The sequence below is a fragment of the Olivibacter jilunii genome (assembly GCF_900607235.1).
Lineage (GTDB): Bacteria > Bacteroidota > Bacteroidia > Sphingobacteriales > Sphingobacteriaceae > Olivibacter > Olivibacter oleidegradans.
Map to the genome: position 1 here is coordinate 1070652 of NZ_LR027849.1, position 22001 is coordinate 1092652.

The following is a 22001-nucleotide window of genomic DNA, read 5'->3' on the forward strand; positions in this document are numbered from 1 at the left end:
ATATTGTTAATAATTTGTCTGATTAGATTGCCTCAATTGCATTGATTTTTCGATTACTAGTTCGAACGCGTCCAGCCAGTCGCGAATGAATCGATCCATTCCAAAGTTTTGTATTGCTGTCTCCCTAGCATTATCCCCCAATTTTTTGGCGTGAAGTGGATCATCGAGCAACAACTGCATTTTATTTATCAAATATGACACATCCGTATGAATGTACCCAGACTTTCCATTGTCTACGGTCATGGCCATCTCCGTAGTCGCTAAGCCTATAATTGGTAAGCCTACCATCATCGACTCACAGACTGCCAAACCTAAACTTGTGTAACGTATCGGATTAAAGAAAAAACGATACTTCGAAATGAAGGATGGTAGCTCAGGAGGCGCTATCTCTCCCAATCCACCGGCCACTTCCGATTCCATACCGATTAGATCTAAAGGAACATACTTTTGCACTTGCTTAAAAATATCGTAACCTAATCGCCTCCCTCGCTTCGCTATGCCATTGATTACTACAACTCCTTTTTCAAGCACTCCGGTATAATTGACGTCTTTAGGGATCAAAACTCCATGTTGGATCACTCTAGTAGGTGTACGATTATTGTCCCACATCAGATTGTTAAAATGGGTTACATGTATTAATAGGACCTCAGGATCATCTACTATATGCCGCGTATCGGTAGGTACCTCTCTCGGTGGATCATGTTCTAAATAAATCTTAGGTAGAACTCTTTGACGTTCATCTAAAATTTCATACTGATCTTCGAGGTAGTTCTTTCTCGACTGGAACAAAATGCAATCAAAATCCATGTCCTTTAGTTCAGAAACCGGTACCTCATATACATTGTCTCCCCATTTAAAAGTTCCGGAGCGACCGCCGTATCCTTCCGGTCTATCAGACATTACCGGTAGATAGAACTGGCACGGTACCTGAGAAAGGTAGTAAAGATAACTACCATGTATATGCCAGGTTAAAATTCTTAATGGCTTTTGCGATATTATTTGCATAACTGTCTATTTATATTTCTTCGTACATTCTTGCTTCTATTTATCATTTAATAAAATTTTCACTTCCCTTAAAACTTCACTTACTTCAATGCCTCTTACGAACGAAAAAAGGTGTTCACAATTAAGATCCCGAGGTTCAAAAGGGTAAGGTTCATTCGGAACGACACCGCACCTAGGGCATTGCATATCCCACGATATAACAAATCGGTGCTTTTTCGTAAATAGCGGTCCCCATTTAGCGAAGTTGGGTGCCCAATATATACCTACCGTTTTAGCGCCAGCAGCCCTTGCCAAATGAAGCGGTCCTGTATCGTTAGAAACGACCAATTCACTTTTGGCAAAAAGTGCTCCGAGCGTTCCCAGGGATACGTTGCGGCAGGCGTAAAAAGCCTGATTTTGCATAGTTGCAATGATTTCCTGAAGGTATTGTTCATCCTCATTGTCGCCAGTGAATAGGACAGTAACCCCGCTTTTTACAAGCTCGTCCGCCAATTGTGCAAATTTATCCGGAAGCCATCGCCTTCGAAGATCCTTAGCACCGGGATGCACAATGATGTAAGGCTGACTAATAACCAAATTTTGCAAAATCTCCTTTGCATTGGCATACTCAGCAGGAAACAGGGTAATTTCGGGCTCTAAAGTATAGAGCAATGCCCCCACTAAATCTATCAGCTCTAAATAGCGCATTACCTCGTGCTGATAATGGACAAAAGGAATGCAGTAATCTGTATCTATGGCCTCCCTGCATGTATGCCCTATTGTCACGCGGGCGTTTAATTTGCTTATAAAGGGATTGGACGCTATACCTCTGCCTTGAAAATGAATAGCTAGATCGAACTTCTCTTCTTGCATACGTTGAAAAAAATGGTCTATTTCTGCTTGATCTGCCTCTTTTCCTTCTTCATCCCGAATACCTTTATACAGGGGAACCACAACAACACGATCGATTACCGTTCGCTTTTTGACAAGAAATTCGGCGTGCCAAGGACTTCCCAGCAGTACAATCTCAGCCTCTTCATAAGCGTGTTTAAGAGCATGAATGGCTGGCAGGGTAACAAGAAAATCTCCAAGAGCGTTGGCTCTTAGAACGGCTATTTTTTTTACCTCTTTCTCTTTAATTTTATTCATCTGTTGTAGCGTCGGTTACTTCATCCGATAAGTCATTTATATATGTGCCACTATCACAAATCCCTACTAAATCAGCAAAGTCAATAATATGTTCTTTCATCAGCTCTTTGATTGTGGCAGGTTCGGTGGCTGCCGATAATTCTAAGCGTGTATCCAGTGCATATAATCTGAATACATAATGATGAATCCCTTTGAAGTATTTTGGGCAGGGGCCTTCATAGCCAAACGTATGATTATTGCACAAACCTTCAATTCCACCGGCAGGTACCTGCCCTTCTTCAATTAACGTAGTGGCAGGAGGAATATTAAAAACATGCCAATGCGTCCATGGGACTGGAGAAGCGTCTATATCTTCGATCAACAATACTAAGCTTTCGGCATCAGAAGGAACACCTTCAAATACGAACGATGGGCTAACATTTGAGCCTAAACATGTAAATCTTTTCGGAATCTCGGTACCTGGTTCAAAAATGCTTCGTATTTTCATCTGTTTTTTTTTTCTTCGTCAAACTATTCATGCATCGTAAAGCGCAAAATCTGCCACGAATACAACCTCGCTATAATCATTTTGATTATCGAAAATTCCGTATCTTAATGATTGCCAGAACCGGACAGACAAGCACAAACTCCTATCCAAAAAAGGAAAAGCTGTGAAGTAACTGCATCTAAAAAAGTCGTAAATAAGCGAAGAGAAGTGCTTTAGGTATAAAATTCAACGTAATTTCTTTTTCAATATCAGCACAACGTCAAGGAAAAATTAGAAAAGGAGAAAGCAGTTTATACAAAGAAGTGAACAACGGAGAACCTTTTTTAGGACAGTAATAAAACGTTGCCACTCCTTGATTAATCTTCATGGCTACGAAGAAGGCCACATCTACGCTCTTTTTCTCATACTGTTTGTGTAAAAGATGTATAATCATATTGTTTCATTTTAATTTAATTTTATATCGCTAAAACAAACTTATTATGGAGAATTTTAAAGCTTTATCAGCCTTCCCTGATCATTTGCAAAAGTACTTGCTTGAGCATCCCGAGGAATTGCCTACTGAAGTCAACATGACAAATTTTAAAGTGAAGCCCTTTCAAAATGCATGGACCGATATCCGGTTAAGTGCAGATTATGAATATACACGTTACATGGATGTCGTTTTTATTGATGGTGAAAAATACCCTAACAAATTACACAGTTATCTGGTTACCTACTCGAGCTCTAAAAATATTATTAATCTGAAGAGAATTATACTTTCTTAGTCCGACACTTATCTTAAGTTATTATCTTGCTGACACTTAATTGGTTTAAACCAATTAACGGTAACCATGGCGACCTTCCATTGAATTGCCCACATAAAGCATCGGCAGTAACCCATATGCAACACGGCGTTACTGCTGATAATTTCAAAATAATCACAACAAAACGCATATATCTTTTACCTTTGCTTTTTACTAAGTAAAAACTAATAGATTTTGGAAAATCTTCACGAAAACACGTCAAATCAGCAAGAACTTAAACGGGGATTATTAAATAGACATATACAGCTTATTGCTTTAGGCGGCGCCATCGGTACCGGCTTATTTTTGGGAATTGGACCGGCAGCCGTTATGGCAGGTCCTGCCGTTGTCTTCGGTTATGCAATAGCAGGTTTCATCGCCTTTCTAATTATGCGGCAATTGGGAGAGATGGTGGTTGAAGAACCGGTATCAGGAAGCTTCAGTCATTTTGCGTATAAGTACTGGGGAGCCTTTCCAGGTTATGCATCGGGATGGAATTACTGGATCTTGTATATCTTGGTGAGCATGTCGGAGCTGACCGCCATAGGCATTTATGTACAATTTTGGTGGCCTGAAATCCCACTTTGGGCATCCAGTTTGTTTTTTTTCCTCGTCATAAATGCCATTAATCTAGCCTCTGTGAAAATATACGGAGAAGCTGAGTTTTGGTTCTCAATTGTTAAGGTGATTGCCATTATTGCGATGATCCTTTTTGGCACCTATCTCCTAATTACCGGGAAGGGCGGAGAAGAAGCAAGTATTCGTAATTTATGGAATGATGATGGTTTCTTTCCAAAAGGTCTGTTTAGTATCGATGAAGGAGGGAATTACCAAGGTTTACTTACGGCTATGGCTTTGATTATGTTTTCTTTCGGAGGCCTGGAATTAATTGGTATTACAGCAGCAGAGGCAGAGAACCCCGAAAAAAACATCCCAAAGGCAACCAATCAAGTAATTTACCGTATTCTAATTTTTTATGTCGGTGCCTTACTGATTTTATTTTCCTTGTCTCCATGGCGAGAAATTACGACCGGTAGCAGTCCCTTTGTTGCTGTTTTTGACACTTTAAAGGGTTTTGAATTTACAGTCTTAGGTAAAACGTTCTCTTTTACAAGCATTATAGCCAATGTGTTAAATATTATTGTACTCACTGCAGCATTATCTGTTTACAACAGTAGCGTTTATAGCAATAGCAGAATGCTGTTCGGATTGGCGAAGCAAGGCAATGCACCCCGATTTTTGTCGAAGCTGAACAGAAACCACGTCCCGATAATGGCTATTTTAGTTTCGGCTATCTTTGCTGCTATTTGCATTGTTATTAATAAACTAATGCCCGAGCAAGCATTGGGGATTCTTATGTCTTTAGTGGTGTCGTCGTTGATTATCAATTGGATTATGATAAGTATTACCCACTTGTTTTTTCGTAAAGCAAAAAATGTTGAGCAGCTAAAATCAAAATTCCCAACGTTCCTATATCCTTTTACAAATTATATCTGCCTATTGTTCCTAATTGGTGTGCTCGTTATCATGTGGCTTACGGGTATGAAAACGCCCGTTGAACTGATTCCCATCTGGTTAATACTATTATATGTGAGTTATTTGGCCGTAAAAAGAAATAAACAAAAAACCACCGACAGATTTTAGGTGTTTTAACCTAAAGCAATTATAGATCGATGACCCTAATATATTGCATAGAAAATAAAGGGATTGCACGCAGATTAAGAATATTATTTATTCTTGCTTTTTCTATCTTGTCACAGCCTATCGAAGCGCAAGAGAAATTAGAAAGAGAATACAGGATAGCGGCGGAACATGTGCCTGAAAAAGCAAAATCCTTTATTAAAGCTACTTATTTGAATGCAAAGGCAAAATGGTATAGAGAAGAAGGTCTAAGCGGTTTTACGTTAGAAGCAAAACTTAAATGGAAGGGACAGCGACACAGTGTAGAATTCGACACATTAGGGAATTTACAGGATATCGAGATAGGCATTAAGTTTGAAGAGGTTGAAGACATAGCCAGGAAGCAAATTGAAACCCACTTACAAACTAACTTTCAACATTATAGAATTGTCAAAACACAAGTACAATTGAAAGGCTCTTCTGCTCAACTTCAGCGAATCGTTGGTAATCAAACCAGGGAAACTACAGAAGAACTCATAATAAATTATGAACTTATTATAAAAGCGAAAAGCAGCGAAGATAAGATCAATAGCTTTTACGAAATTCTTGTTAATAAACAAGGTGAGGTAATTAAATTGTCTAAAATTGTAGAACGTGCCGTAAATCATCTCATATTCTGATTATAAAACACAAATGAAGAACCATTTCCTGTTCGGGTATTTCTTTTTATTTTGCATTTCATCTTTACGTGGGCAGGATCGCTACCAATTAGGGGTTATTCCTCAAATTAATAATGAATTTAGCTTAGGTGACCGATATGAGCTAAATTCAAAAGTAGAGATACGACAACTGTTAAAAGATGGTCCTTCAAACCTTACTGCACAAAAAGGATTTCATTTTGAAAGAAGCGATTTTGAAACAATATTAAACAGAAAGCTAAGCCCTTTAGACGGAGTGGGTGTGGGGTATCTCCTTCGAATTGAAGAAGGAAAGTTAGTCCATCGTTTCATTCAACAATATGCTCATGTTCAAAATAAAATAGGCTTTCGACTTGCCCATCGTTTTCGAAGTGACCAAACCATAACCGATAATGAATGGTCGTTCAGAATCCGGTACCGACTAAGTTTTGAAAAGCCATTAGAAGGTTTAGAGATAGATCCTAAAGAGTTTTACTTAAAAATTAACAACGAATATCTTCCAACCTATGCGAAAAAAGAACTGGATGTAGAGATTAGACTGCTTGCCTCGCTTGGATATAATTTATCTGATAAAATGAAATTCGAGACCGGTTTCGATTATAGAGCTGAAGATATAATAGCAAAAAATACGGAACACCAATGTTGGCTCAATTTGGGGTGGTTTCATAGCTTTTAAACTATTCGACATCTTGGTTGTTTAAAGCAAGTATGAAAACAACTGAAATTGAATGGTTACTTGAACCTAACGATATGATGAGCTTTCTCGTTTCGATCATTTGTGGTAGTATCATCGGACTCGAACGCGAATACAACAATAAATCAGCCGGTTTTAGAACCATTGTATTAATTTGCCTCGGTTCAACAATTTTCACGATCGTTTCAAAATATGGTACCGGAAGTGATGATCGTATTTCTGCAAATATTATTACAGGTATTGGCTTTATAGGCGCGGGTGTTATATTTAAAGATCGACTATCGGTACTGGGCCTCACTACTGCGGCGGTTATTTGGACGGCGGCGGGAATAGGTATGGCGGCTGGAATCGGTTACCACGCTTTAGCTCTGGCGCTTACGTTGGTTACTATTGTAGTTTTGTCCTTGTTTACCAAAATTGAAAATCTAATTGGAATGTACCATAATCGTAAGTTGCTGAATATTGACTTTTGTGATGGCGATCTTCGGCATCTTCATTATGTTGAGCATTTTTTAGAGGAAAGGCACATAAAGTATACAAGAATTTCGTTGCGTAAGCAAAATGAAAGATTATTTGCTATATTAGAGGTACAAGGAAGTGACAAAAAATTAAGGTATTTGGATGAAGAAATAATTCAATTGCCTTATGTACGAGCCTTTAGCTAACCATTAACCATTACATAGTAAACCTAATGAGCACCATTTTAAACAAGGAGGAGTCGGTTCAGTTTCTATCAAAGCTGGGAGTGCCGGAGGGACTTATCCAAGTGACCGCTCACGGTGGTGGCACTTTACATGAGACCTTATTTAGACTTCGACCACCTCATACAATATACGCCTCGCAAGACACCATTCCCTATAAACAGTTAGCGGTTCTTTTCGAAAAAGGGCGCCATGCAATAGCTTACGATTTAATCATGCGACGCTATATTCGTTTCGACTTAGCCTTTCCCGATACTGTTATCTCCTGTTATAAGAACGTTCAGAATGTTCTGGCTGAAGAATTAACCCGATTAGTCGCTGGCGGTTTACCTAAAACCATTTTTGAAAAAGTATCCAATTTGTTAGGCTTCAAATATACAGAACTCCTTTGGGTACATTACATCAATTTTGAACTCATATATCTGTCGGATTACAAAAATTGGCTCGATGATCTCATCATGAAAATCGATATGCACTTGAAAGAAAAATAGATGCACTTCCTCTATCTTATTTCTCAAATATTCATATATTATTGTGAAATAATGTGTATATAATTTATATTAGCAACGTCAACTAAACAAATCATTAACAAAACCAAATAAAGAAATCTGTAAATACCAATTAACATCTCGAACGTCTTATTTCTTACGATCTAAGGAAGATGTTCATTTCTGCTTGAGTTCGATAGTAACGGTTTAGGAGCACACATTCTCCGAACAACCGCCGCTGAGAGTTCACTGGATTTCTTTTTGATTGCATTCTTATGGGGATTTTAAGTTTTTTAAATAGAGAAAAGCGAATAGAAAGTTCAACATCGGCTATTATTTTAGGAATTGTATTATTAAAAGAAGCGACAATGGTACTTGATGAGGTGCTATGGTTACTTCAAAGTGAATTTAAGACCAAAATGGTAGAGCATGAGCGAGGAGAGGAAATGATGGTATTAACGATTGCGGATTATCAAATAGTTATTGCACCCATTTGTGGCAATATTCCGGATGATGAGGTGAATGAGATTGCCAGGTACAATTATTACTGGCCGAACGCCATAGAAGAAACAGCAGAACATAACGGTCATATTATTATATCGCTTATAAATGCGGGAAAAAACGCTTTAAAGGAAAATCTATTGTTCAGTAAAGTTGTATGTGCTATCTTAAAAAGCAGCAACTCTTTAGGTTTTTATATGGGAGGAAGAACACTTTTACTAGAAAAGGACTTTTATTTAAATAATGCTATTGGTGCCTCAGAAGACCGCCTGCCACTGTACAATTGGATTTATTTTGGCCTCAGACAGCTTGGAACAAAGCAATCCATCTATACCTATGGTTTGTCTGATTTTGGAAAGCAAGAAATGGAGATTATAAATTCCGAAAAGACATTTGAAGAATTAAATGCGCTTATGTATAATATTGTACATTATGTCTTGGTTTCTAACGTACATTTGAAAAGCGGCGAGATGGTTGGCTTGTCTTGGAATGAGAAGTTTACTATAAGCAAATCTAAAGGCAAATTTGTTCATGGCACCACACTTAAAATTTCTTATTAAAGATTCTTTATTACGCTAAAATAAAACCAACCAGTTATTGTTTCCCTACATATAACCAAGGTAGCGTCTATTCTCAGTTACCATGAAACCGTTCTCCCCCCTCTTCCCAATACATTAAACGCTCTAAATTTGAGCCCTTTTTGAAAGGAAACGGGTTTTGAATATACCTTACTTTTTTCATTAGGTTCCGTACCGTCTGTTGTATAGCGAATAATTAAACCTGGAAGCTGAACATTGGCATACACTGTGTTTTCAATCTTTTTTAACCCAGGTGTCGGAATTCTATACAAAAAGCCTCCTTTGTAAAAGTCTAGACGAGGCAATTCCCTTTTGCCAACGGTATTAAGAAACACTGACCAAGCGTATAAATACGAGGTTTCCGCTTTCTTCGGCTCAACATCAACGGCCCAACTAGGATCGGGTGCCCAAGCCCGCTCAGCTAAACCTAACAATTTCGGTAACAGCAGATATTCCAAACGATCTTTATTGACTATTTTTTCGCTCCATAATGGCGCCTGAATTCCGACAATATTATCCTTGCCGAATTTTGTTAGCCGTTCCATTTTTACAAAGTGGTTAGCGGGAAGAGCTCTTCCTTTTTCGTCTTCTACCTGATTTTTATAATAGTTGTACGGAATGAATCGAAAAGGTTTCTCCAGATCAACATAGCCACCCCAATATTGCCCGATTTCGTAAAAGCTAGGGTTATAAGCCAAATCAAGATACATGTTGGTAACATTTGTAAGCACAACTTGGTAGCCTGCATTGGCCAGTTTATAAGCAAGGTCTTCATTCCCGGCTAAATTATTCCAAACATCTAAATGAAAGTTATTTTTGGCGAAACGCTGTTCCACAATCATCTTTTTCTTTCCCTTCCCGTCTGCTACCTTACGCAACCCGGCTTCTTCCCAAGCAGAGAGGTACAATGCTTTAGTTGACAAGAACCTCTGCAACTTATTGAAATAATAATACCATAAATCGTCTACCGATTTTATTGTCGGATCGTTGGCCATCAACTTTCTAACGGCAGGAGATTGCTCCCAAACCCCGGAAGGCACCTCATCTCCGCCGAAATGGATGGTCTGAAGAGGCATTCCAGCCTCTTTGTGCATATTGATCAACTCATCGCTTACTTTTTCCAAGAATGTATAGGTTGATGGCAGAGCAACATTTATCACATTATCATTGAACCCTTGAACCGAACGATAATCTGAATGATCTTCCAAGTCATGCAGCAGGTATTTTCGTCCCTCTTCTTCCTTACCTTGTGCTTTAAAATGTTCATAACGGGCTTTCATCGCTTTAATAGCTGCCCGCGCGTGTCCGGGTGTCTCTATCTCAGGTATTACGCGGATGTGTCTAGACTTAGCATATCGTAAGATATCTATATAATCCTTTCGGCTGTAATATCCGCTCCCTGCTGTGTTCGTTTTAAAAGGACCGGAGCCATAGGAGGGAAGAAGGTGATCCAATTCGTTTAAGGTGTGGCCTCTGAACGCGCCGACTTCTGTGAGTTCGGGTAGGCCGGGAATTTCTAAGCGCCAGCCTTCATCCTCAACTAAGTGAAAATGAAAAACGTTCAACTTATACAGGGCCATTAAATCTAAAAGCTTAAAAATTTGCTCTTTCGGTTGAAAGTTCCGTCCAACATCCAACTGGAAAGCCCGATGTTTAAATCTTGGTCGATCTATTATACTAACACAAGGTAAGCTAATATTTTTTTGCGTACCCTTATAATATTCCGGTGCTATAAGCGTCTTAATGGACTGTATAGCATAAAACGCTCCCCTAGGATCGCCCGAATAGATGCTAATGTCATGAGGTGTTATGGTAAGTTCGTAAGCTTCCGGCGTGTTGAGCGCCTTCTTTTCAAACCGTATCGTCGCTTGGTTACGGCTATTAGTTAATATCGCGTTACAATTCAGCAATTTACATAGTTCTACTAAATGCTCTGCTTCCCCTAATATGCTAGAGTCAGCATAAATTTTCAACTCTTCATTAAACGTAAAGCTTCCCGGTTTTCGGTAATAACTTTCCGGAGTCGGAAACACAGGCGGAATCGACATGCTGTCTACGGATACAATCTTGGTATTTTCTTCATAGATTTTGGCATTCAGTGCTATTTCCTGCTTTTTAATATATTTTGGTGTGTCCAATGCTAAAGACAAACTAACTCCCTTGGTGGAATCAGGATTAAATACTGCATAAAAACCATTTGGAAAATCTGTAATATTGCGGATCTTACGTGAAAGCACTTGCATAACGATCGAATCACCGGGTCTAATCTCCGGGAAAGTGGAATCGGGAGCAATTGAAAAGACATCACCATTGATGTGCGCTATTTCAACGTGATTGGTATCGCTATCACTCAATCGTAAAGAGCCCATATTAAAAAAGAGTTTCCAATTCCCCTGTTTTAATGAACGCTTACCCGTATTAATAATGGTGAAAGCTGATTCACTTTCTGTGAGTTTTGCAGAGGAGCTTTCAAGTATTTTCCATTTTAGCTTTAAGGGTTTACTTTCTTCTGTTATACTTTTGCTATTCGAGCAAGCGAAAAAAAGAATTAACCAAAGCCAAAGGAATTGATGATTAATCTTCATATGTTAGCTTTTTGTGTTTAAATATCGGATTAATCTTCAATAATAAGATATTATTAATCGATTTTCATCTGTTTTCACCTGGTATCGATGATATTACGGATACGTACGTTATTCACTTACCTATTGCAGCCGATTGAATGTCCTGTTCAGCAAGTTCTATTGCTCGTTCCAGTATTTCGTCACGTCTTTCTTTTAGCGCCTCAAGCGTAGGTTTCACCTCTATATCAGGTATGACTCCTACTAAATAATGTTTACTACCTGTATTCGTTTTTACCAACGTTCCTGAAAAGCGTAACCTATAACCATGGGGCAAGAGCAAAATATTAACAGCTCCATCTGCACCCGCGGTAGCTTGACCAATAATAGTTCCGAGTTTATGATCCTTTATTACGCTAAGATAGGTTTCCGACACACTTATTGCATTAGCATCCGTTAGAAAGTATGCTTTTGCTTTCCACCTTTTTTGCGCCGGATGAATTAAATGCGTCAGTACTTTATAGTGCACATTCTGATAGTCTGGATAGAGAATTTGTGGAACATAAATGCGATGACCTATAATTTCTGAAGTAGTAAGCTGTTCCTGAATTTGATTAAGCATTTGAGCTGAAGAAATCGTTGCAGGAGGATAGCCCCTCATATCGAAAATGATCGCCTTTGCCTCATCCATTTCTTGCAGAATATAAGGGTTTGTTCCAAACTTATCAGAAGTAAGATCAACATAATATAATGCTTTATTAATCCACCCTGTTGCTCTTTGATACAATGAGACAGAATTGTTTTGAGGCGCTCTCGACATTTCACTTCTTGGAATTTGAATCCTTTTCTCACCTTCCGCCGTTCGTAGTTTCATTTTTAACGAACTGTGTTTCGGGCCGTTGAATAATATTGTTAATCCTTTTGATCGTTTCCACTGTTGAGATCCAGATATTAAATCTTCTTTTTCTCTAAGATACTCCATTGCGGATCGTCCGTTTATATTCATAATTTCATCGCCTATTTGCACGCGTTTTGAAAGATCCTGATCCATCACCATTTTAACGAAAATCCTGTTGTCTATGGATGTCGCAAGTAGTGGTACACTGGCTGTTGCATCATCTTTTGTTTCATTATAAAGGTCCACATACATTTGCCCGTCGTTTAAGGGGACGGTTAATAATTGAAGGGTGCTTAAGAAATCCTGTTTATCAACATCAAAAAATGCTTTTTCGAGCGATCGTTCAAATATTGAATCGGGAGCAGCAGAAGCTTCTTTCCAGTAAGGGAAGGAATGCTTGAGTACGTTCCATGCTTGAATAAGACAAGCTAGTCGTGTTTCAATTGCTTTTTCATCCTGACCTAAGAACTTTACGCTTGCCTTCTTTTGAAATCGGTCAAGCGTAGCGCTGTCAACAACCGGGTAGGTATGTATACCATTACTATATAATGAAAGCGGAATAAGGACACTGATATCAGACACTAGCTCCTTCCTTATTACTTCACCTGCCTTAATTTCCCTATTAAAGAGCGGCTCATGACGTACTTTTCCTATCATAAACGCATATTTCGTACGTTCAATATTTAAATCCCCTGAAAAATCAATTAATTCTGCTAAATCGAGATCTATAGGAATTAACTTGTTGTCGGAATTATGTATAAATAGTTGCGGACTATTTATTTGTACATTTTCGACGGATGGATCAATGTAACATCCAAATTGTATAAGGGGTAAGTTTCTGTCGATCGTTCCACGAAATATGAAACTTTCTTTCACTTCAGCAATTGCTTTTCGTTCTGTATTTAGTTCCTCTAGGTCTTCCGACGATAAACAAGGGCCTGCAAATAAATTGTCTTTATAATTGTCCGACGTCGGTTTAGCTGTAATATCCAAGGTGAATACAAAAGGCTTCCCTTTGTATTTCTCCAATTGAAGTACTTTTGTAACCGAAAAGTAACTTAAGGGGCTTTTGTTTTGGTCGTATTCTATTTTACTGTTTACCCGTATACTTCTAAAAGGGACGGACATGTTTGAATTTAGGCCGAAGCCCTGATGCTGCCAATAAACTAATCGATCTTTACAATTATTGACCGTATCTGTTAACGTAAAGCTATCGATTTTGTCTGAGAAATCAATTTTAGCTTGGGGCACAAGTGGGCAAAATAAAGCACGCAGTTCCGCTATTAATTCCTTGTCGTTCTTTACCGTGAGCATACGCTGTATTCCGTATATGGCTATTGCATTCCAACAAGAATCGTTTTGCAGTTCGTCGGCCGGATAAAAATACCTAACATATCCAAACAATTTGCTGAAAGCCATCAAATTTCGTTTTTGCTGTTTACTTGGTTGCGCATAAGCAAGTGGGTGAAGTTGGAAACAAAGGATAAAAAGGATTAACAACCTATTCATGGTTCCTCATTTTTAGCAGTAAGGTGATTTTATGACAAGTTTATAACCTATTGATAACTAATACAAAAAAGCGGAGCAGAATTAACATTTTATAACATTTCGACGTGATGCTTTGTCTTTCTTCCGGTTACTTGCAAAATTTATCACGAAAATTCTATATTCGTTTCCTTGGATCAGTTTCTATGGCTTTATGAATAAAAATATCGAGAAACTCTATAAAATAGCGGCTAAAGAAGAACGAAATATTATTGGCCTTATGTCAGGAACTTCCTTTGATGGGCTCGATATTGCGTTGTGTCAATTCAAAGGTTACGGACCGGAAACTCAGGTGAAGGTGTTGCATTTTGTAACAAAGGATTATGACACTGCTTTTAAAGAAGACTTAAAATCAGTGTTTGCAAAGAAGATGGTCGACTTAGAGAAAATCACCTTGTTAAACGCTTATATCGGCCGCTATTATGCTTCGCTCGTCTCTGCTTGTTTAAAAGAATGGCAGCTTGAAGCTGACGACATTGATATTATTGCCAGCCATGGTCAAACTATTTTTCACGCACCGAAGCATATGCATGGAAATCAAAAGTATGGCAACGCCACGCTCCAAATAGGCGATGCAGATCATTTAGCAGTAAATACCGGTATTATCACCATTAGTGATTTTCGACAAAAACATATTGCAGGTGGTGGGGAAGGTGCCCCATTAGCTGTGTATGGGGATTATTTGATCTTCTCTCACCCGAAAGAGAATAGAATTATGCTTAATATAGGGGGGATCGCAAACTTCACTTACTTACCAGCCAACTTTTCGGAAAGCGGCTTTTCGACGGATGTAGGCCCCGGTAATACATTAATGGATCAATATATTCAGCTTAAATTTCCTGGAAGATATTATGATAAAGACGCGACGATAGCTTCTGCCGGAAAGATCAATGAAGGCCTTTTGAAAGCTTTATTGGACAACGACTTTTTTAGAGCCCCTTTTCCGAAAACCACGGGGCCAGAGCTTTTTAGTTTGGCTTATTTAAATCGGGCAATTGAACGTTCAGAGCAGCAAGGTTTGAATGATTATGATATCATGGCAACGCTTGTACAGTTTTCGGCAGAAGGTATTGCACAGGCAATCATTTCATCCATAAAAAAAGGCGAGAACTATACGTTATACCTTAGTGGGGGCGGTATGTACAACCCTTTGTTGGTAGATCAAATTGAGCGACTCTTAAACAAAAAAGCAAGAACGACGAAAGAGCTGGGAATTAATCCCGATGCAAAAGAGGCCGTCCTGTTTGCATTATTGGCTAACGAAGCCGTTGCAGGGAGGCAGACCCATTTTGAACAGATGGGTGGTTTACCCGCTGTATCTATGGGGAAAGTTAGTTTTCCGTATTGATCCACAGGAGCTTTAATCTGGGTATACATGGTTTTACAGAAACAACTTGAACACAAAAAAAGTGAATGCTTGTGAAAAAAAGCAAATTTATCTATGTTTGAAAAACTTAACTAAAAGCAGAAGTAAAGGAGTTTGTGTAATTTTGATGCCCCTGTCATATGCTGCAATGCGTAGTGCTTATAGTTTGATCCCAGCTAAAGATTTGTGAAGAGTTTAATTAATGTAACATGTTAAATCAGAATTCGTTACCTAAACAGCCTAGCTGGCTGCTTTCTTATTGGAATGTCGGCGTTTTGTTACATTGCTCAGTTTTTCTTTTTCTACTTGAATCGTATTTCTATTGGTTAAAATTGAAAAGTGCTTATATAGAGGGAGGTATTATTCAAACGTTATTTTGGTTGGGGTGCCTTTTATTTGCTTTTAGCCATGTTTTTTTAGTTATTATGGACGCTTGGTCGAGATTTCAAAATTACAAAAGAATAAAAGACCATCTCTATGTACACGGTTTTACCCCTAAATTAGCCAGACACTACAGCGGCTCCAAATGTCAGCGAAATGCAGTACTTGTTGCTGCTGCTGAATTAGGTCTTCGGAACCAGGTAGAGGTTTATTATAATAAAATAGGAATTAAGTGGTTTCATTTCATACCTCAGTTTATGGTACGTGATCCGTTCTTCCTGTTTAAAAGATATTTCTGGTCGCGTACATTTATGGAGAAGTATTATGAACCGCGTTTCAACTTCCGCGACTTAGGTAATACATTGAATAAAAACATGGTCTATAATGCTTATAGGAAAGAATCTGTCTAAATCTTATCGCTCAAAAATTGCACTAGATAATGTCAGTATACAGGTTGCCCCAGGGGAGATTTGCGGGTTGTTGGGACGTAATGGTGCCGGGAAAACTACACTTTTTAAAATATTAACCGGTTTGATCAGGGCTGATAGCGGTGAAATAATTCTTCAATCACCTCGATCCAAATCTATTGGTGCCATCATTGAGAGACCTGGCTTATATAACTATCTGAACGCCTATGATAATTTGAAAATATTTGCCGGCATACAAGGTGCCAAAGCTGATCCCGACAGCATTCGGGATTACCTTTTAAAAGTAGGCCTACCTACAGATCGAAAAGATCCTGTAGGTAATTTTTCCCTAGGAATGAAACAGCGGCTAGGCATTGCTATTGCGCTGGTAAACAATCCGGGCTGTTTGATTTTGGACGAACCTTTTTCCGGGCTAGACCCTTTCGGTGTGGCATCTCTTATTGACCTTATTCTATCGTTAGCCCAATATGAAAAAATTGCCATTCTTTTATCTTCTCATCTCACGAGTGAGTTAAGTAGGTGTTGTCACTCGTTATATATAATGGACAATGGGAAAATTGTAAATTCAGGTACTACAAAACATTTAATCAGTAAATACATTTATAGCTATTCAATATTAGCAAATAATATCGAATCTTCCGAAGTACTTAGGAAGTATCAGACCGTCTTTGGCGTTAATGAAGTGAAAGTAGTTTGCAATAGCGGGGAAATTACCGGTTTGTTGAACGAATTGTTAAGTGAAGGAGTACAAGTCACAGCTTGTATTCCGGATTTAACCCTGGAACAATTAATAAAGGGAACTCTATGATGAAATCACTTTTCAGTGCCGAATTGTTGAAAATTGTGAAGCAAAGCAAAACCTATTATGCTTTGGGAGCCATTATATTAATAGAATTGCTGATTCTGCTCATCGCGTACTATCAGGGAAGCACGGTCTTGGATTTGCTTCTAGAGTCATTAAAGCAATCATTTTATTTTGAGGGTTCATTACTGAACGGTAACCTCATTATGTACATCGTTCTTAATTCACTTTGGTTCAATGTGCCATTAATTCTCATGATAATTACGTCTGGTTTTCTTACTGATGAATATAAAGACGGAACACTGCAGTCTGTTATGTTGCAGGCAGTTAGAAAAAAGCAGTTCATTTTAGTCAAATATGCAATGGCTATCTTGTTTACAATCCTTGTGATTACTTTTATGATGTTAACGACTTTCGCCTTTGCTTATGCAATTTTCGGTAAAGGAGATTTAATCGTTTATATTAACACCTTAAATTTTTTCGAATCGGGAGATGCTTTTAGACGAATATGCTTTTCATTTATTTCAGGTGCAATTGCTATGATTTTCTACAATGTTACAAGCATGACCCTTGCTATCCTGATAAAGGATTCTTCAAAGACATGGCTTGTATCTGCACTATTTCTTGTTATTACAAATCTACTTTTAAAGGTAGACTTTGGCAATGCAAGTTTCAATAATTTGTTTTTTCCAAAACTGATAGATACATGGCAACAGCTTTTTGTATATGAACTTGACTGGACACGTATTATTGGCAACAACTTTTTGCTCATATTGTACAGTTTGTTAATGGTCTTAATCGGCACATACATTTTTAATAAAAAAGATATCGGATGATTCGCGTTATTTTTGTATTGTTTTTCTTATGGTTAGTCAAACCTATTTTTGGCCAAGAAATAGACACAGATCTGCTGACCATAAAAAAGAGGATGGATGCCGTTCAACAATTCTCTGCAACCGTGATCTTTGATTTAGATGTACCATTCATTCGTATGCCCACTAAATCTGCAAAAATAACTTATTCGAAAGGGGAAAAGATGGGATTTTCCTCAACGGATTTCGTTATGCTACCAAAGCGTGGGTTGGATTTTTCAATGTCGGAGATTTTTAAATATCCGTTTATAACCGTCGACCGGGGTACGGAGAAAAGAAAGGGTTTGCTTTTGAAAGTAGTTAATGTGATTCCCACCGACAAACGCTCCGATTTAGCAATGGCTACGCTATATATGGATGTTCAAGCGAAACGTATCGTGGAATCAGAAATAAATACACGGAAAGACGGTTCTTATATACTATTAATGAGCTACGCCAGTAATAAAGATATACTTCCTAATTATGTCGAAACAACGTTTGCTATCGAACGACTCAAAATACCGTTTAACTTTATGGGAAAGGACACAAAAATCGATCGAAAGAAAATGAGAGCGATGGAAACCAAAACAGGAAAAATAAAAATGCAAATAAAGGATTACCGCATTAAACAACATTGACTTCTCCTCTGTTTGGAACCCATCGCTCTTTTGTTCTAAAGATCCAACTTTCCTTCAATCGAGTCGTCCAGCGTTTTACCTAGAATTGAGCCGACTGACTGCTTCACAAATGCCACAGCATTACCATGTTTATTATCCCAATAATACGCTTCTGTAGGCTCAACTTTGATAACCGTTATTCGCGGGTCGTCTTTTCCTTCCGTAAACCAGGTTTTCAGTAAGGGATTCCAAAGTTCATTAATTTTCTCTCTGTCGTTAACAATGGAAGCTAAACCATAAATATTCAAAAAGTCGGCATATTTTGAGCCTTGAAAAAGTAAATGTACGAAAGGATCTCTTTGAACCTCTTCATTTTTATGACTATCGCTTGCACTTAAGAACCAAAGGTTTCCATCATCATCAACTTTTTGCACCGCCATCGGCCTAATAGATAAAGGAACGCCTACTTTATTCAAGTCTGTGCAAAAAAAACAAGCCTCGGCTATATTTACCAGCTCTTTAACCTTTTCAATAGCCTCTTTTCCGTGTAAATCTTTTTTATTACTTTCTTCTTGTTGCTTATTGATACTATCCATAACTTATTGCTTTTTTAGAGTAACGAATAAATCTTCACAAGGTTTAGATTTCTCGCAATTATTGATTGGGCATCTACGAAACATTCGCGTTTTTAAGCTGTTAGTAATATACTGAGGTTTGGCTACCTTTATTTTTTAATAACCGGTATCCAGCCGAAACAGTGGCCTTCCTCTCCAACGTGGGAGGGGGGCTTTTGTACTTGACAAAATCAGTAGCCCTGTGCGAAACCTTCTCCCCGCAGGAGTATCCGACAAAGGAAACGGCAACAAGTATTTTACATATGGATGTCATAATTAGCTATTTCGGTAACTAGGACCCTGTTTTGATCAAAAAACTTTTACTTTTGCACGGAGCTTGAGCTATTGACTATTTTGTGTTATGAATCATTCTTCCCTTAAGAGCTTGTCCCAAAAGCCTTCTTTTATTATTGCAAATTATGTACTGCTGACTTTCTATGGATATTTTTCGATCGGACTAACATTGGCCGTATTACCGATATTTATCCATCAACAACTGGGTTTCAATACCGTGATAGCGGGAGCGGTTATCAGTATACAATATATAATGACTTTTCTTATGCGTGCATACGCAGGCCATATTGTCGACAACCGGGGGCCGAAACCTGCTGTAATTGCTAGCATGATTTGTTTCCTACTTACCGGCATTCTCTTAATAACATCTTTTACCTTAGCGGATAAACCGCTCTTAAGTCTATCTATTCTTATCATATCCAGATTAGTAACCGGATGTGGAGAGGGCATGGTAGGAGCTAGCCCCGTTAACTGGGCCATGCTTAGAACCGGAGAGAAGCATACAGCAACGGCTATTTCTTATAATGGCATCGCCAACTACAGTTCGATGGCTATTGGGGCTCCTTTGGGAGTCTGGATGGCCGGTTATGTTGGCAATTGGAGCTTAGGCGCCTTAACCATAGCGACCGCAATAATAGGCCTCCTTACAGCTGTTAGAAAACCTGCACTTAAAGGTGATCAGGATACTCCCCGAAAACCATTTTTGAAGGTGCTACGTACAGTTAGCCCATATGGAAGTGGATTGGCCTTAGCCGGAATGGGATTTGGTACGCTATCTACGTTCATCACACTCTATTATGCCTTTAATAGATGGAATCAAGCGGCTATCTGTATCACGGCATTCAGTTTATTCTTTGTTTTAGGTCGATTGTTATTTGCAAAAAGTATAAATCGATTTGGAGGGCTTCGGGTCGCTATTGTAAGTATGGCTGTAGAGAGTATGGGCTTGCTAATTCTTTGGTTAGCTACGAATCCTCATATTGCTGTGTTAGGAGCATCATTTACCGGTTTAGGGTTCTCGCTGATCTTTCCTGCTCTAGGAGTAGAGGCGGTAAGTCGTGCCTCTGCATCCAACAAAGGATCAGCTTTAGGGGCTTATGGCTTATTCATCGACATTTCGTTAGGTGTGACCGGCCCTTTAATAGGCTTAGTAGCTAAAGGACTGGGGATGAACTATATTTTTCCTTTCAGTATGGCTATGGTATTAATTGGCTTGGTAACTTGTGTGATACTGAAAGAAAACACTGGTCGGGAAATAGATACCGCGATGGACTTAACGACGGATAACCCTTAAATATTCATTTTCCAAGGTAAGCTTTAGGCTGCCTAAGTTGTAACATTCGATGGTAATATTACTCCAAAGAAAAATTTAATGCGTCAATCACATGAACAAAATAGCGGTAATCGTTAAAGTATTTTTTTTCAGTTGTTTTTTGTTTTTTCATCCTATAAAACAATCACTCGCACAACACTATCAATATGCTGTTAATCTTAATCAGACGAAGGAGGATAAAGTCGAGGTTTCTCTCATTCCACCGAAATCACAAGATAAAGAAGTCATATTTTCTTTTCCAAAGATTATTCCAGGCACCTACGCAATAAGTGATTATGGCAAATTTATCTCAAATGTAGCGGCATTTGACAGACGGGGTAAAAAACTTCGCGTTGCACGACTTAATGACAATCAGTGGAAAATATCAAAAGCTAGACGTTTGCATACAATAAAATACACCGTAAATGACATTTTTGATGCTGATACACCACATGATATTTATCCAATGGCTGCTACAAACATTGAAGAAGGGAGAAACGTCATAATCAATGCTCCGGGCTTTTTTGGATATTTAGAACATCATACGAAGATTCCCGTTCAAATAACCATTGATAAGCCCAATAATTTCTTTGCATCGTCAAGTAGCCTGCCCATATCATCAAATATTCAGCAAGATGTGTTTAAAATGGAAAACATTGACGATCTTTATGATACACCCATTATGTATGGAATTGCTGATACTGCATCATTGAAAGTAGGCAATTGCGACGTATTAGTTTCAGTTTATTCTCCCAATAAACAAATTCATGCAAAAGAGATTATATCCTGGCTTGGCGATTTACTTAGGGCGGCAAAAGGCTATTTAGGAGGTAAGCTTCCAGCTGACCGTTACGCGTTTCTGTATTATTTTAAAGACCCAAAGATAAAACACTCATTTAAACCGGGACTTGCAGGGGCTTTGGAACATACCACATCATCATTTTACTACCTTCCGGAGTTGCCGGCCAATCAATTAAAAAAAATTGTGACAGACGTGTCGTCACACGAATTTTTTCATATAATAACCCCTTTAACTATAGCATCGAAGGAAGTTAAAGAGTTTAATTACAGCCATGTTGCCCTATCTAAGCATTTATGGCTATACGAAGGCACTACTGAATATACAGCTCATCATGTGCAGGTTAAGTATGGCCTTAACTCTGAGCAGGAGTTTTTAGATAAATTATCGGAAAAAATTGTTGATTCTCGAAAAAATTACAATGATAAGTTGTCATTCACAGAACTAAGTAAACACGCGGCAAGCACTTATGCCAATCAATATGGTAACGTCTATCAAAAGGGAGCATTGATTGCCGCTTGTCTAGACATCTATCTTTTACATCTATCAGACGGCGGATACGGTTTGAAAAACCTAACTCATGACCTTGGAATACGTTTTGGAAAAAATAGCTATTTTAATGATGACCAATTATTTGATGAAATAGAGAAATTAAGTTATCCTGAAATTAAACAATTTCTCATCAGGTATGTTCAGGGAACGGAACCCATTCCATACGATTATTACTTTGGGTTAGCCGGTATACAATATACTTCTGATCATACAAGGCTTTTAATTCCTAATGAGCAGGCAGATACAAACGCACGTCATATACGGAAGATATGGCTGACTCCTCAAGTAAACTAGCATAA

General features: G+C 38.4%; 20 protein-coding genes. 14 read left to right on the forward strand and 6 right to left on the reverse strand.

What is annotated here, in order from left to right; genetic code table 11:
- Nucleotides 1–6 precede the first annotated feature (6 nt).
- From E0E36_RS10615 to E0E36_RS10625, 3 genes are read right to left on the reverse strand one after another with little or no spacing between them, the layout of a single operon-like run.
- A complete protein-coding gene (locus tag E0E36_RS10615) occupies nucleotides 7–1005 on the reverse strand; it encodes a glycosyltransferase (protein ID WP_130855914.1) in 999 nt (332 codons plus the stop codon).
- 36 nt (nucleotides 1006–1041) lie between these two features.
- Nucleotides 1042–2133: a glycosyltransferase family 9 protein gene (locus tag E0E36_RS10620; RefSeq protein ID WP_130855915.1), complete on the reverse strand. Its 1092-nt coding sequence runs from the start codon at nucleotides 2131–2133 to the stop codon at nucleotides 1042–1044.
- The gene (locus E0E36_RS10625) at nucleotides 2126–2620 is read right to left on the reverse strand and encodes a YbhB/YbcL family Raf kinase inhibitor-like protein (protein WP_130855916.1); all 495 of its coding nucleotides are present in this window, start codon (nucleotides 2618–2620) and stop codon (nucleotides 2126–2128) included. The genes E0E36_RS10620 and E0E36_RS10625 overlap by 8 nt, the downstream gene beginning before the upstream one ends.
- A gap of 479 nt (nucleotides 2621–3099) precedes the next feature.
- Between E0E36_RS10625 and E0E36_RS10630 the strand changes: the two genes are divergently transcribed.
- The 7 genes from E0E36_RS10630 to E0E36_RS10660 all read left to right on the forward strand — a co-directional run bounded on the left by E0E36_RS10630 (nucleotide 3100) and on the right by E0E36_RS10660 (nucleotide 8664).
- A complete protein-coding gene (locus E0E36_RS10630) occupies nucleotides 3100–3384 on the forward strand; it encodes a hypothetical protein (RefSeq protein WP_013667031.1) in 285 nt (94 codons plus the stop codon).
- Nucleotides 3385–3597: 213 nt separating this feature from the next.
- Nucleotides 3598–5046 carry an amino acid permease gene (locus tag E0E36_RS10635; protein WP_130855917.1) on the forward strand — a complete coding sequence of 483 codons (1449 nt, stop codon included), beginning with the start codon at nucleotides 3598–3600 and terminating at the stop codon, nucleotides 5044–5046.
- A 29-nt stretch (nucleotides 5047–5075) separates the two neighbouring features.
- Nucleotides 5076–5702 (forward strand): hypothetical protein, encoded by a 627-nt coding sequence (locus E0E36_RS10640; RefSeq protein WP_130855918.1) that lies wholly within the window; start codon nucleotides 5076–5078, stop codon nucleotides 5700–5702.
- Nucleotides 5703–5715: 13 nt separating this feature from the next.
- Entirely contained in the window at nucleotides 5716–6396 is a 681-nt protein-coding gene (locus E0E36_RS10645) for a DUF2490 domain-containing protein (protein WP_130855919.1), read from the forward strand.
- 32 nt (nucleotides 6397–6428) lie between these two features.
- Nucleotides 6429–7079, forward strand: a complete 651-nt coding sequence (locus E0E36_RS10650) for an MgtC/SapB family protein (RefSeq protein WP_013667027.1) — start codon at nucleotides 6429–6431, stop codon at nucleotides 7077–7079.
- A 26-nt stretch (nucleotides 7080–7105) separates the two neighbouring features.
- Complete coding sequence (locus tag E0E36_RS10655; RefSeq protein WP_130855920.1) at nucleotides 7106–7606, forward strand: hypothetical protein; 501 nt, start codon at nucleotides 7106–7108, stop codon at nucleotides 7604–7606.
- Between the two features lie 272 nt (nucleotides 7607–7878).
- A complete protein-coding gene (locus E0E36_RS10660) occupies nucleotides 7879–8664 on the forward strand; it encodes a DUF4261 domain-containing protein (RefSeq protein WP_242627180.1) in 786 nt (261 codons plus the stop codon).
- Nucleotides 8665–8741: 77 nt separating this feature from the next.
- Here E0E36_RS10660 and E0E36_RS10665 read toward each other — a convergent pair whose 3' ends face one another.
- Nucleotides 8742–11267: a family 20 glycosylhydrolase gene (locus tag E0E36_RS10665; protein ID WP_130855921.1), complete on the reverse strand. Its 2526-nt coding sequence runs from the start codon at nucleotides 11265–11267 to the stop codon at nucleotides 8742–8744.
- Nucleotides 11268–11379: 112 nt separating this feature from the next.
- Nucleotides 11380–13650 (reverse strand): S41 family peptidase, encoded by a 2271-nt coding sequence (locus E0E36_RS10670; RefSeq protein WP_130855922.1) that lies wholly within the window; start codon nucleotides 13648–13650, stop codon nucleotides 11380–11382.
- A gap of 190 nt (nucleotides 13651–13840) precedes the next feature.
- Between E0E36_RS10670 and E0E36_RS10675 the strand changes: the two genes are divergently transcribed.
- The 5 genes from E0E36_RS10675 (at nucleotide 13841) to E0E36_RS10695 (ending at nucleotide 18152) form a co-directional block, all read left to right on the forward strand.
- Nucleotides 13841–15034, forward strand: coding sequence for an anhydro-N-acetylmuramic acid kinase (locus tag E0E36_RS10675; protein WP_130855923.1), 1194 nt, complete (start codon nucleotides 13841–13843; stop codon nucleotides 15032–15034).
- A 227-nt stretch (nucleotides 15035–15261) separates the two neighbouring features.
- Nucleotides 15262–15843 carry a hypothetical protein gene (locus E0E36_RS10680; protein WP_130855924.1) on the forward strand — a complete coding sequence of 194 codons (582 nt, stop codon included), beginning with the start codon at nucleotides 15262–15264 and terminating at the stop codon, nucleotides 15841–15843.
- A complete protein-coding gene (locus tag E0E36_RS10685; RefSeq protein WP_130855925.1) occupies nucleotides 15818–16669 on the forward strand; it encodes an ABC transporter ATP-binding protein in 852 nt (283 codons plus the stop codon). The genes E0E36_RS10680 and E0E36_RS10685 overlap by 26 nt, the downstream gene beginning before the upstream one ends.
- On the forward strand, nucleotides 16666–17499 hold the full coding sequence (locus E0E36_RS10690) for an ABC transporter permease (RefSeq protein ID WP_130855926.1): 834 nt from the start codon (nucleotides 16666–16668) through the stop codon (nucleotides 17497–17499). The genes E0E36_RS10685 and E0E36_RS10690 overlap by 4 nt, the downstream gene beginning before the upstream one ends.
- On the forward strand, nucleotides 17496–18152 hold the full coding sequence (locus E0E36_RS10695) for a hypothetical protein (protein ID WP_013667018.1): 657 nt from the start codon (nucleotides 17496–17498) through the stop codon (nucleotides 18150–18152). The genes E0E36_RS10690 and E0E36_RS10695 overlap by 4 nt, the downstream gene beginning before the upstream one ends.
- Before the next feature lie 35 nt (nucleotides 18153–18187).
- Here E0E36_RS10695 and E0E36_RS10700 read toward each other — a convergent pair whose 3' ends face one another.
- Nucleotides 18188–18727, reverse strand: a complete 540-nt coding sequence (locus tag E0E36_RS10700) for a pyridoxamine 5'-phosphate oxidase family protein (RefSeq protein WP_013667017.1) — start codon at nucleotides 18725–18727, stop codon at nucleotides 18188–18190.
- Between the two features lie 379 nt (nucleotides 18728–19106).
- Here E0E36_RS10700 and E0E36_RS10705 point away from each other — a divergent pair, with 379 nt between their 5' ends.
- Together E0E36_RS10705 and E0E36_RS10710 are read left to right on the forward strand one after the other, a co-directional pair.
- On the forward strand, nucleotides 19107–20333 hold the full coding sequence (locus E0E36_RS10705; protein WP_165446959.1) for an MFS transporter: 1227 nt from the start codon (nucleotides 19107–19109) through the stop codon (nucleotides 20331–20333).
- Nucleotides 20334–20424: 91 nt separating this feature from the next.
- A complete protein-coding gene (locus E0E36_RS10710) occupies nucleotides 20425–21996 on the forward strand; it encodes a M61 family metallopeptidase (RefSeq protein ID WP_130855927.1) in 1572 nt (523 codons plus the stop codon).
- Nucleotides 21997–22001: the final 5 nt, after the last annotated feature.